This window comes from Avibacterium sp. 21-599 (genome assembly GCF_026226765.1).
Classification (GTDB): Bacteria; Pseudomonadota; Gammaproteobacteria; order Enterobacterales; family Pasteurellaceae; genus Avibacterium.
In genome coordinates, this window is the sequence record NZ_JAKKOB010000001.1 from 1925194 (window position 1) to 1936559 (window position 11366).

The window sequence follows — 11366 nt, forward strand, 5'->3', positions numbered from 1 at the left end:
ATTTGAATAAGTGCATTTGGGCTTCTTATAGGATTTTATTCTTAATTTTGTTCATTTCTTTATCTGTTATATTACTTGATGTCTTACTACCTTCATTTAAAAGAGCAGTTACCCCATGTCCAGCTCTAACTCCAGCCCATCCCATCATCCCCATCCATAAGGTTGGCAAAATCAAAAACAGTGTATTGACCACCGTCCCCATTACCGCATCATCAAATTCATTTTGAATGCCCATCCAGTTCCAAGAGGAATGGGTATCACTGAGATATAATGCCGAATACATCCAGGTATCTAACCACCTTGCCAGTTCCCACCAAAATGTGAGGAAAAATACCGAAAATTGCACAATAGTGATAGTGATTGCAGTAGAAATATTATAACCACTGACAACCATCAGAAGCGGAATCGCTAAATTAATAGCAAGTAGCATAATGCCCTGAAGCATCGGTAAGGCTTGCCGTATGGTTTCAAAGGTGGGCGCTGCAAATAATCCTCCTAGTGAATGGGTTGCATAAGTCGATATTTTTCGTAGACTATCAAAATGTATGCCATTATCTCCATCCGCAATCTGCCCACCATAACCGCCATATACGCGGCCACTCGATACTTGGATATTTTGAGGACTAACTAACCGTCTTAATACCGCCTCTTCATACGTCTGCGCATCATTACTGACTTTTTTTAACCGCTCCCAAATACTCGGTTCAACTTGTTGTAATAATCGCGCACGTAGCCCAATTGCACGATCGGCCCACCATGCTTTACAAGAAGGATACCCCCCACTCCCCGTATTAGGTAGCCCCACGTCTCGTTTCGCATCATACGGCCAATGCGTTCGAGGCAATTTAGAGCGATACGTATCATAAAGCCCTACGGTATTGAGCATAATACTTGAGCCAATCCAGTCTAAATCTCTTGCTTGCGCTTCATCAAGCTCATATTGCAAGCGCTTGATTTTAGAACGTGCAGGAATAAAACATTGCTCAACAAAGTCTGTCACTTCTTGACGTAATACTGGACTCGCAATTTGTGAATGTTGAATATCAAAACGAATTTGCCTTAAATCGGGTTTACAAGGGATCGCTGCAACCATCCCATGTGTTATTCCCTTACTCAAGGTATAAGTAAATGCCCACCATATTGGTAAGGTGGCTTCTTTACTACTTAACTCTGAAGACAACTTTCCAAGCCCGGTATCTTGCGGTTTATAGACTGTATAACCACAGGTTTCCATCCGTTCGGTATTAAATTCTAATGTACTATATGACACCGTAAAAACAGGCATACAGGTCAGTATCATGGTCAAAAAGCTCATATAAATGGCATTTTCTAACCAACTTGCCAGCAATTTGCCTTTATTTCCCTCATCATCCCCTTGCTCTCTTACTTTCAGCGTTAAGCCTATAATGTGAAAAAGAATAGGCAGGGCAAACACCCCTGTCTGAGTCAGTAAATCCCAAAGGTTATTGTTAATGATCCAGCCAAGTAACGTAAGAAAGTATTCAAAATAATTATCAACAGTAAGTGAGATATTCATCGTACTATACTCCTGTTCTGATAAGTTGCATCATATTGATACCTTCCATCACGACAACCCAAATCACACACGCAATCACTAACCGTCTAGTGTTATCTAATTTGTCTCGTAATTTGTATAAGAAAAATCCGACAACCGCATAAATAACAAGTCGCAATAAGACGAATAACAGCCAATATGATTTAAAAAAAGTAGGAAGCGCTAAATCGACTCCATATTCTAAGGAAAAATGGGCAATCACAAACAATCCCACTATCAGGAAAAACACAATTGCAGCCAGTTTAATCAGTGATTTCATTGTGCTCATCGTTGTGCTCCGTGTTAGCTTTTAAATGAATATTGGCTTGTAATTCTCGCTTTAATACCTCGGTTAACCAGTATGCATCGGTTGAATCAACCACACTAATATAACGTCGATAAGAATTATCAGTATGATTGTTCGGAAATTCTGTATAACCGGCCACAACAATTTGTAAACCAAATTGGCCAAGATCGCCCAAAATAGTCAGTTTAATGTATCCCATATTTGTTACACGATAAGGGAGCACATCTACTTTAGCGATATTTCCTGCATAGGAATGCACACATTCACAAAGTGTATCAATCTGTTGTTGTACATCAGCGGAGAGTCTTTGTTTCAATGTACTCAAATCAATTGTCTGAGATGGGTTAATGTAAAATAGCGTGTTGCGTCTCACTGTATATCCCCCTTGCTTTATCAATATTTTCAGCAACCTTAATTGCGGCATCGAGCTCGGAAATACCATATTGTTGCATCAGTGCTGCACGTTCAGCTTTTTCCTCAGGCTCGGTCATCGCCAACGCTAAATATAAACTTGGTGGTACAACACGGAATAAGGCCTCCATTTTTGAGGATAACAATACTCCTTCTGTGTATTTACGATTCTCTTTTCTTACTGAAATAATTAAGTTAATTTGTTCCTCACTCAATTTCTTGAATCGAGACACTTGTTCCACCTCGTCTTTTTCAAGGCAAAGCAATTCCCAAAACTCGAGCATAGAAAGGAGCTTGGCCGCATCACCAGGGAAATCTTTTAAGTTTTGTGTTCCCATCCATAACCAAATACCTAATTTACGCCACATCTTACCGGCCTTTGTTAGAAAGCGAGCTAGCATAGGATTGACAGTAATAATGTGCGATTCATCAGTGATATTCACAATAGGACGCCCTGAAAACTGATACTTTTCCCCTAAGGAATTAATATGGTTGATTAAGGAAATATAGGCGATAGCAAGCTGTGCTTCATACCCCTCGCGAGCAAGGGTAGCCAAATCAACTAACGTTACATCGGCATCAGGCCAAATAACCCCTTCTCGGTTAAATAACTCAGCCTCGAAACTACCTTCTTGGCAAAACATCCCAATAGATTCGCCCATTTCATACGCGCGGTTACGTCTTGCCTCAGGCAGAGAGTCATCTTTACTTAACATAAAAAGCGCATCACGAATATCTTGTGTCAATGTGGTTCGATTTTCTGCATACGTTTTTTCTGCGGCCAAAATAATCGCTCTACGTATCATCGCTTTATCCGCACGTGTCATTTTTTCATCTTCTTTGATTTCACCACCGGTTATCATCAAGCGTGCAGCAATTTCCATCTCCCCTAAAATATCACGCTGATCGTCTCCTTCCTCATCGCTAGAGGTCTCCTCATTCTCCATTTCACTTAACGAAATATCATCAATATCACGCAATATTTCTTGCTGAGCTTCAGATAAAGACGGATCCGCAATAAGTTTATGACAATCCGCAAACAGCGGAAGTGAAATCCCACCGCCAGGTTTCAAGGTCACACGATTTACACTCACCCCATAACGTTCGAGATATTCAGCCATTAACCCAAATGAGTTTCCTGCCTCAATCACAAATAATCGAGGGCGATGAATTGCCATTACTTGTGCAATCTTGCCGTTAAATGTCGCCGATTTACCTGCTCCTGTTGGCCCAAGGATAAGACAATGTGCTGCTTTGGAGCGGTCTTCTTTATTTAATGCATCGAAATCAAGAGGCGCACCGCCTCGATTAAAATACGTAATCCCTGGATGACGTGTCCCTATGCTACGACCAAAAACAGGCATCAAATTAGCAATATGTTGAACAAAGTTAAATTTGGTATAGAGGTTTTTGCTGTCATCCGCAGGATTAAAACACATTGGCAACCAACGTAAATAACTGTTAAGAGGGGCCACCTCAGCACCTTCTCGAATCGCAACTAACCCTGTTGATTGTAATGTGGTTCTGAGTTTTCGCGAGCGACGTTTAAGCTCATCCTTGTTCGGTGCCTTTAAATAAAAGGCAAGTGAAGAACGGTATAGTTTGTGTTTTTCTTTTAAAAATTCTTTAACACGCTCACAGTCTTTACGCGCATAAATAGACTCCGTATTTTCACCTAAGGCATTATCATAAATGCCTTGGATATGTAGCTCTAACAAGTCCTGCGGATAGACAACAACCGTCAAGGCCATAATGACCCCTTCGGGCAATAAATCAAATAACGTATTAAAGTTATCTCCGCGTTTCACTTCACCAGTCAAATGCCCAACTTCGGGTGCCCGTCTAAGTGAGTCAACCATAATTACTTCGTGAGGCTGTTCATCAAATAGCCAATAATGCTCCTCTGTACGAGGTGGATTAACAAAAAGTGTTTCAGCAAAATCATTACTTAAATACAGATCATCTTTATTTTCTGTTTCTTTAATGGTGTAATGACAGGTTTTATAAAACTCTTCCGGGTGATCATAAAGCTCTGGCGCAGGATTAAACCAACGTAGAAGCCATTGATGAATGGCATGACCATCTAAACGTGTTACTCGTACTCCTGCACTTAACAATGCGTTGCTCACGGTTTCGCAGGTTGCGTTTAAATCTTCTAAGGCTAATTCAAGTTCTGTATTAGCATCCACATAGCGATAGATCACCATACGAGTACGTCGTTGTTGTCCTCGCCATTGTGTCCCTGTTACGGTTTTATCCTCGAACAATCCACCTGGTTTCGATATGTCACGCAAATGTTTTGCCATGATATTGAGCCATTGTTCAGTAAATTCCGTCCCTTTGGCATTGGGTCTGACATACTCACGTAGCACTTGCTCATACTCAGCCGACATTTCATCATCCTGACAATAGAACTGGACGACCCAAGGATGTTTATCCAGCTCAACAAATGAATCTTGAATAGCATTACAAACTTGTGTCCTGACCATGTTTAAATAATCAGATGATCGTCCCTCTGTTCCAATCACCGCTAATTCAAAAATAGCACCAAGAGAACGTCCATCTTCGAGCAATAAGGCTTTTTCATCATCTAAAAATTCAACCCAAGGTAATTTATCAACGATAGAGGGTTGCGGTTTATACTGTTGCAAATGTTGTGCAGTCGTATATTTTCCTTGTCGTAACAAAAATTGAGGCTTATTTGAGGTGTCTTGAGAGACTTCAGCTATCGCTTGAGTCTCATCAACGCTATCCAATTGGGGCGCTATCTTCTCTTTTTTGTGTTTTGTGGTTTTAAACCATTTTCCAAGCATAGCCACCTCTAATAATCTCGAGTACGTTCACCAGGCTGTGCATATTGCACACGTCCATAAAATGGAAATACCGTGGTATAGCCAGGAATAGGAACAGGCTCTGCAGTATTGGATAAATGAGGAAAAACAAACATCGCTAAATCAGGATTAGGTAAACGAGGAAATAAGTTTTTGGCTTCATTTTCCGCCGTACGGGTATAATGAGCAAACTGAGCAGATTGTGCAGCAGGACTCTCAATAGGTCTTACAAATTGTAAGGCATTACGTGCTTCTATTAAGGCTGATTGACCGCCCGTATCTTTATTCCAAATATCTAGCATTGTTTCTCCCGTTGTAACAGGAAGTAGCTCTTTTTGTGAAGTTGAACAGGCTGTCATCCCTAAAATACAGCTTGAAAGTATAATTATTTTTTTCAGCATAGACATAATGTTATTCCTTATTAATCCATTTGGCGTGAACCACCTATTGTGGTGTAATTCACTTTTCGAGCATTTCTGTCATAATCAATTTCAATTTGCTGGTCGATGTGTACCGCAATTTTTTGACCTGGCGGTACATAAACCGCATCAAACGTTTGGCCATAACGTTGTCTTAGCCAATCATAGGTTTCTTTAAGCCCGCCACCTAATGCTTGACCTAAAATGTATTTACCTTGATTACCTGTTACCGCACCCACAACTGAGTTCCCATCAGTCACCGTTGTCGTTTGTCCCATGGCTAACCCTTGTGCGGCCGCCTCTGCACCAGATAAGAAAAACTGTGTCGTTAAATATTCCGGTGCATTGGTTTTACGTGAACCAGGAATACAAGGAATACCTTCAGGATTAGATAACCACCCAATACCCTTGTTATTATTCTGATTTTTCTTCTCCCCTGTTGAGGTAACAATACTTCCGTCTGTGAATACAAAGGTCATACTTTCCACTTTTCCACGCACACAAGACAGCGTCCAATCCCCTGTCGCCGTTCCTGAAATGATTGCCCCTTCAACATTAGGTAACTCAATTCCGTTGGCCGTTAAATTTTCTCGTCCAACTAATATTTTGAACGGGTAAGGATCGGAGACACTGCCATTAAGTGGCACTCGTCCAAGCAATGCGGTCATAGAGACCGCTCCCATCAATGTGGCGTTTCTTGGAATGGTATAAAAAGGAAAATTTGCGCTTTTTTCTTTCTCTTTATATCGACTTTCTTGACCAATAAATTCATTTGTTGCTTTACCCAAATGGGTATCATCCAGTATTTTAAATGGGTTAGGAAAAGCACTCGTTTTCTGACCTTTAAAATTATCATCAACTACATTTCCTTTGCTATCGCGATAGACCAGGTCATCAGGTGATACCCACGTGATTGTTCTTTCAGTATATTGCTCATCTGAAGTAACGCCTTTACCAATCGGGATATCAGAAGTGCTTACCGTTGTATTGACCTGTTGTTGAACGCGTTGCGATAATTGTGAAAAACGTTGCTCAAATTGATCCATAAGTTCATTTTGTTTTTGATTTACGGCATCTTGAATTTGACGATTTACATGAGATAAATCCCCTCTTAACGTTTGATTTTCACGTTTAAGCCGCTCATTTTCATCATTGGCTTTTTCAATATCCGCACGGACTTTTTTAATGTTCCAACAAGTGTTTTGAGCGTATCATGTGGCGTATCACCTGCGATGATCCCCAACTCTTGCTGCTCTTGCTTTGTCACGTCATAGACCACCCCTTCTGGTGTCGTGCTGATTGATTTTTCAGATTTTCCTCTTGAAAAAATGACAATCACGGCCGCAACTAATCCCAAAAAAATAACAAGAAGGAGTTTTAGCATGCCATTTGATTTATTGATTTTCATCCCTTATCTCCTACTTCTTCAATGCCGCTTTTTTTACTGTCACAGTTTTCTTGTTAGAAGGCACAAGGCGCACTTGCGGAATAAACGCATTTATGGGATTGCCTTCTGTCACAAGATAGACAACCGTCGTATCTTCAGGGGAACCGGTTTCTCCTAAAAACGCATGTTGAAATGTAGCTGCGTAAAAATAACCTTGAAGATAACGAGGATCTAAATCTACTGCATCTTTAGAAAGATTTTTAATACGCACAGCAGTAACAACATAATCTCCTAATTCCCAGCTCTCTAGTGGAGTACTCCGTACGAATAAATTAGGTAATAATGTCGGGAGTGATTTAGGTAATTTCAGCCCAATTCGACGTACGCCAGGTAACGGCTCTACAGTTCTTAATGGGGCATACAGAGATTGGGCAGCATAACGCGTTAATGCAGCCGGTATCGGTAATTGGCTTTTCGGTGGCGTCATCGTCTCCTCATCAGAGACCATTGTTTGAGACACACTTTTACGATTTGTCGTAACATCTTCATTAAACAAAATGCGTACAGACTCTAAACGTCCTTTATTAGCACGGCTACGTAGATCAATTAAGATAATCTCACCAGATTCAATATCCCGTAACTGTAATCGACTTAAATCAAACACATCATTTGATTTTAAATAGACAGTTCCCTCTGTACTTTGTACGCGTAACTTGTTCTCTATCTCAGCAGGAATACCGACAGCAACATTCTTATCAACAAAAATTATCCGCTCTTCATTCAGATTGAGATCAATGGTTAACGGTATGCGCTTCCAAGTCATTAATAATTCTGCTTGCGTTAATGCTGCGGTAAAAGAAAGCAATATGGTCAGCAATAATTTGGTTTTCATAGGCTATTCCTTATTTTTTCTCTGAGACAGGCTCAATTTCTAATCGCTGTGGTGTTGAACGATAACAATTTAGAGCAAGTCCCCATGGATTTGCTTCTGGATCGACGTCATAACGCACTACATTTAATGGATAACGCACAAGTACACGTTTAACGGGGTTATCCAAATAATATTCATCGGTACTTAAATCGAGTGTGACATCCCAGCTATCTTTACTATTGACTTTTACACGTGAGTTATCAAAACCTCGTCCAGGGATTTCATATACCCCACGTACACGTGAGCGAAGTTCACCTAATAAATTTCGGTTTTCATAATCTTGTTCCAAAAATCGTTGACATTGTGGCGTTAAGTAAGCCTGTAACGCGTGAATATTACGTTTATAATCATGTTCACCATCTTTTGGCCAACGATTAAGTTGCTGGAAAATATAAAATGTAAATGCATAGACCGTTGAGGGAGGAATTTCCCACCAAGCTCGAACCGATCCTGTCCGTAAATCTGGCGGGTTATGTACGATGATGTTTCTAGGGACGGAATAAAGACCATATCCTAACCCCGTTACAACCATTAATAAAACAACAATAATGATACGCAAACTCTGGATATGAAACCGTTGGCTTGTTAATTCATGTTTATATTTACTCATTATCTGTGATTACCTTGTCCGTTTAACCGCCCAATCCTGTGCAGTGGTAATGAACTTTGAGGGAGAAAACTTGAGCTCAAAAAATCTTTCAAGCCAGTTATCTGGTTTACCCCGTTTTAAGCGAGAGAGATAGACACCGCCAAAACGGATGCTCAAAAATAAGGTGGGTACAATGGCCGTGGGTATCCAAACCGAGTTGCCCAAAAAGAGCACTATCACAACCCCTATTACAAACCCTATTCCTAAGCCTGATATGGCAACAATAGCAAGCTCTGATATTGTCATACCGCGGTAAACCACGGGCGGTTTATTAAGTCTTTCAGGAATAAAGGTAATCGTTTCCGATGATAAATGCTCTTTCATACCGATTTCCTAATTCAAAATATCGACAGCCTTCGTGATTAACCAGATGATAACGACTAAAAGGATGACCCCAACACCACAAATCATCCCAAACTCACCCCAGCCTTTTTTACCTGCTCGAACTTCTCCAAAGGTTTCAAGTGCTGCGGTGGCGACTTTCAAAAAGGCGATAGCACTAACGAGCAATCCGCCATATAAAATAAAGTCATAGCCATAGTTTTTTAGCGTTTCAAAAAGCCCCGCACCTTCCCCTTTACTTGGTGCTTCCATTGTCGGTAAACCGGCAAAACTCATTTGAGTAGAAGATATAAATGCCCCTAATGAGATCAAAATTTTAGTAGCAAGATTTTTTATTTTTTGATATTGCTGTTTCATTGTGTAGTCCTTAATTAATGATTAAAAAATTAATGCAGTAAAAAATAGCCCATCACTAAGCTAACCAGTGCAATACGCCCAATCATCCAACCTAATTTATTTAGGGAAAGTTGCCCTTTTTTTACGCCTTCATACGCACTTGATAAGATATAAGCCCAAACAAAGAAGAATGCCGCAAAGATTATCGCCACAATAAGAATTCTGACTTCACCTGCACTGCTTCCCGCACCGATATCAAATGCTTTTATCAGTTCGTTGTTCATTGTGATGCTCTTATTTTGTTATAGTCGCCAGAAAGTGTTTTAAGTTGTCTTGGATCGCGAGGTTGGGCACGATCGGTATTCAAATAACGATGAATACCTTGTTTGACTAACTCAATATCTTGGCGCGCTTTCAGATAATCAAAATAGAAACGCGATTTAACCGGCACTTTTGATGACTGTCTAGCCTGTTGTTGTGCACGATAAAGCGCTTGTTTCGCAGATTCTAATTGTCTGAGTGCCTGATCTAGCTCAGCTTGTTCATTAGCAAAGCTGGGAACGGCAAATAGAGCAGGGAAAAGGAAAATGATCAGTGATTTACGCATTATGGTTCTCCTATCAATGAGTTACTGCAACGGAAATAATGCAAAAATTACCTCTCAAATGTAATCATTAATTCTATTGAAATTTCAGAGAGTTTTTTAAGACGTGATATGAGAGAGCCCTATGAGAGAAAAGAATAAGCTTAATGCAAGATAAAGAAAAATCATCTTGTAATTTTTATGATATGCCGTAATTTCTAAAACGCAGAGAGTGAGAAAGATACCTGCAACCAAAATAGGAAAGTAAGAGAGTAATAGCATAAACGTCACCTAATAATACAAATTTACTTGCCTATTAGGATAAACAATAAGGGGAAAAAATCGCTATATCAAACTATTTTACAATTTCGTTTAAATAATTTATAACTGTCGGAAATACAGGTAAGATAGATATTATTGATAGAATAATCCCAAATATAGCCAGACACAAAGTGCCTAGTTTATAACGTTTTTCTGAGATAAAAAGACTATTAATGATCTCTGCTAACTGTCTAATATTTTCAGCATTATCATTCGTTTTTAATAAATTAATTTTATCCATTATATAGCTAGGAAGTTCTGAAAAACTGAACTCTGTCTGATAGTCTTTAAGTAAATCTTCAACACACTTAGCATTACCGTCATCATTCTCAAGCTCATTTAAGTATAATTTAGTTAACTGATTAACTATTTGAAAGCGTTTTATCTTAACTTGATTCGACAGTGCTGTCATACTATACAAAGTTAATTTATTCTTATAAAGCAAACTTTTAGCTTTAACATAGAATTCTTTATCTTTTCTTTTTTCAGACAAATACATCACACAGACTATAATGAGTAATATGAGATAAACCCAGATCACAAAAAATTTATCATATGTCATAACTAACCCAATAAAAAATAGTCTTGGAAAAATTATTACATATTATAAATACTTTTTAAAGTTAGAGGCTGTCAGTGATATCATCAACCCAAATAGTAGCGCACCAGGAATCAGGATCATATTAGGGTGTATCGCAAAGGGAATAGACAAATAAATAACCCACGCAATAACCATTACTGGGCCCACTGATTTTTTGGCATGATGATATTTAAAGGCAGACTCTCGTCCTATACCAAAACGCCTTAAATCACGTTGTACTAACCCGTCAACCAACCCAACCAAGGCAACAAGAATAAATAATGGGCTGGTTAATACAATCACAATCAATCTGATAATGAATGTCATCGTGACATACAAAACGGATTCAATATAAGCACGCGCATAAAACCATAGATACGCAGAAAGACTATCAGGATCTTTTGGTGACGTTAGCCAATTTTGAAGCCCCGTTTTCACAAACAACCACTGATGAATAAATGCTAGCATTTGCTGTGCCAGCATAACAGGATAGCTATGAATAAGACTTTGTTGAAACCCTTCAGAAAACCAATTAAATTCAGTAAGCATCACTTGTTTACTATGTTCAGCCCCTTGTTCTGACCAAAAATAAGCAATACCAATCCATTCAATGATAATACTAAATAGTAAAGAAGTAATAAGCACGCCGACAAGAGTACATGCTCGTGATGACTTTTTCTCAACAGGACGCTGCGGTAGCTCATTGTCTCGCAT

The 11366-nt window shown here is 39.4% G+C and carries 15 protein-coding genes; all 15 read right to left on the minus strand.

What is annotated here, in order from left to right; all coding sequences use genetic code 11:
• Positions 1-25: 25 nt before the first annotated feature.
• Positions 26-1537, minus strand: a complete 1512-nt coding sequence (locus L5B83_RS09145) for a conjugal transfer protein TraG N-terminal domain-containing protein (RefSeq protein ID WP_265778258.1) — start codon at positions 1535-1537, stop codon at positions 26-28.
• A 4-nt stretch (positions 1538-1541) separates the two neighbouring features.
• The gene (locus tag L5B83_RS09150) at positions 1542-1844 is read right to left on the minus strand and encodes a hypothetical protein (RefSeq protein WP_265778259.1); all 303 of its coding nucleotides are present in this window, start codon (positions 1842-1844) and stop codon (positions 1542-1544) included.
• Positions 1819-2235 (minus strand): hypothetical protein, encoded by a 417-nt coding sequence (locus tag L5B83_RS09155; protein WP_265778260.1) that lies wholly within the window; start codon positions 2233-2235, stop codon positions 1819-1821. Before L5B83_RS09155 ends, L5B83_RS09150 begins: the two co-directional genes overlap by 26 nt.
• Positions 2207-5086, minus strand: a complete 2880-nt coding sequence (locus L5B83_RS09160) for a conjugative transfer ATPase (RefSeq protein ID WP_265778261.1) — start codon at positions 5084-5086, stop codon at positions 2207-2209. Before L5B83_RS09160 ends, L5B83_RS09155 begins: the two co-directional genes overlap by 29 nt.
• An 8-nt stretch (positions 5087-5094) precedes the next feature.
• A complete protein-coding gene (locus tag L5B83_RS09165; protein WP_442780638.1) occupies positions 5095-5505 on the minus strand; it encodes a TIGR03751 family conjugal transfer lipoprotein in 411 nt (136 codons plus the stop codon).
• Positions 5506-5525: 20 nt separating this feature from the next.
• A complete protein-coding gene (locus tag L5B83_RS09170) occupies positions 5526-6710 on the minus strand; it encodes a TIGR03752 family integrating conjugative element protein (RefSeq protein WP_326938364.1) in 1185 nt (394 codons plus the stop codon).
• Complete coding sequence (locus L5B83_RS09175) at positions 6635-6931, minus strand: hypothetical protein (protein WP_265778263.1); 297 nt, start codon at positions 6929-6931, stop codon at positions 6635-6637. The genes L5B83_RS09170 and L5B83_RS09175 overlap by 76 nt, the downstream gene beginning before the upstream one ends.
• A gap of 10 nt (positions 6932-6941) precedes the next feature.
• Complete coding sequence (locus tag L5B83_RS09180) at positions 6942-7802, minus strand: TIGR03749 family integrating conjugative element protein (RefSeq protein WP_265778264.1); 861 nt, start codon at positions 7800-7802, stop codon at positions 6942-6944.
• A gap of 10 nt (positions 7803-7812) precedes the next feature.
• Positions 7813-8451 (minus strand): PFL_4703 family integrating conjugative element protein, encoded by a 639-nt coding sequence (locus L5B83_RS09185; RefSeq protein WP_265778265.1) that lies wholly within the window; start codon positions 8449-8451, stop codon positions 7813-7815.
• Between the two features lie 9 nt (positions 8452-8460).
• Entirely contained in the window at positions 8461-8814 is a 354-nt protein-coding gene (locus tag L5B83_RS09190; protein ID WP_265778266.1) for a TIGR03750 family conjugal transfer protein, read from the minus strand.
• A 9-nt stretch (positions 8815-8823) separates the two neighbouring features.
• Complete coding sequence (locus L5B83_RS09195) at positions 8824-9189, minus strand: TIGR03745 family integrating conjugative element membrane protein (protein ID WP_265778267.1); 366 nt, start codon at positions 9187-9189, stop codon at positions 8824-8826.
• A 29-nt stretch (positions 9190-9218) separates the two neighbouring features.
• Positions 9219-9452 (minus strand): DUF3262 family protein, encoded by a 234-nt coding sequence (locus L5B83_RS09200; RefSeq protein ID WP_265778268.1) that lies wholly within the window; start codon positions 9450-9452, stop codon positions 9219-9221.
• Positions 9449-9775, minus strand: a complete 327-nt coding sequence (locus tag L5B83_RS09205; protein ID WP_265778269.1) for an integrative conjugative element protein, RAQPRD family — start codon at positions 9773-9775, stop codon at positions 9449-9451. Before L5B83_RS09205 ends, L5B83_RS09200 begins: the two co-directional genes overlap by 4 nt.
• 331 nt (positions 9776-10106) lie before the next feature.
• Positions 10107-10634 carry a hypothetical protein gene (locus tag L5B83_RS09210; RefSeq protein WP_265778270.1) on the minus strand — a complete coding sequence of 176 codons (528 nt, stop codon included), beginning with the start codon at positions 10632-10634 and terminating at the stop codon, positions 10107-10109.
• A 42-nt stretch (positions 10635-10676) separates the two neighbouring features.
• A complete protein-coding gene (locus L5B83_RS09215; protein ID WP_265778271.1) occupies positions 10677-11366 on the minus strand; it encodes a TIGR03747 family integrating conjugative element membrane protein in 690 nt (229 codons plus the stop codon).

What these genes read in the sequence shown, in the direction of transcription:
- L5B83_RS09210 (WP_265778270.1), bottom strand. Translation starts at nt 10,634, where the DNA reads ATGACATATGATAAATTTTTTGTGATCTGGGTTTATCTCATATTACTC.
- L5B83_RS09215 (WP_265778271.1), bottom strand. Translation starts at nt 11,366, where the DNA reads ATGCGAGACAATGAGCTACCGCAGCGTCCTGTTGAGAAAAAGTCATCA.
- L5B83_RS09160 (WP_265778261.1), bottom strand. Translation starts at nt 5,086, where the DNA reads ATGCTTGGAAAATGGTTTAAAACCACAAAACACAAAAAAGAGAAGATA.
- L5B83_RS09200 (WP_265778268.1), bottom strand. Translation starts at nt 9,452, where the DNA reads ATGAACAACGAACTGATAAAAGCATTTGATATCGGTGCGGGAAGCAGT.
- L5B83_RS09145 (WP_265778258.1), bottom strand. Translation starts at nt 1,537, where the DNA reads ATGAATATCTCACTTACTGTTGATAATTATTTTGAATACTTTCTTACG.
- L5B83_RS09195 (WP_265778267.1), bottom strand. Translation starts at nt 9,189, where the DNA reads ATGAAACAGCAATATCAAAAAATAAAAAATCTTGCTACTAAAATTTTG.
- L5B83_RS09180 (WP_265778264.1), bottom strand. Translation starts at nt 7,802, where the DNA reads ATGAAAACCAAATTATTGCTGACCATATTGCTTTCTTTTACCGCAGCA.
- L5B83_RS09175 (WP_265778263.1), bottom strand. Translation starts at nt 6,931, where the DNA reads ATGAAAATCAATAAATCAAATGGCATGCTAAAACTCCTTCTTGTTATT.
- L5B83_RS09185 (WP_265778265.1), bottom strand. Translation starts at nt 8,451, where the DNA reads ATGAGTAAATATAAACATGAATTAACAAGCCAACGGTTTCATATCCAG.
- L5B83_RS09205 (WP_265778269.1), bottom strand. Translation starts at nt 9,775, where the DNA reads ATGCGTAAATCACTGATCATTTTCCTTTTCCCTGCTCTATTTGCCGTT.
- L5B83_RS09190 (WP_265778266.1), bottom strand. Translation starts at nt 8,814, where the DNA reads ATGAAAGAGCATTTATCATCGGAAACGATTACCTTTATTCCTGAAAGA.
- L5B83_RS09165 (WP_442780638.1), bottom strand. Translation starts at nt 5,505, where the DNA reads ATGCTGAAAAAAATAATTATACTTTCAAGCTGTATTTTAGGGATGACA.
- L5B83_RS09150 (WP_265778259.1), bottom strand. Translation starts at nt 1,844, where the DNA reads ATGAGCACAATGAAATCACTGATTAAACTGGCTGCAATTGTGTTTTTC.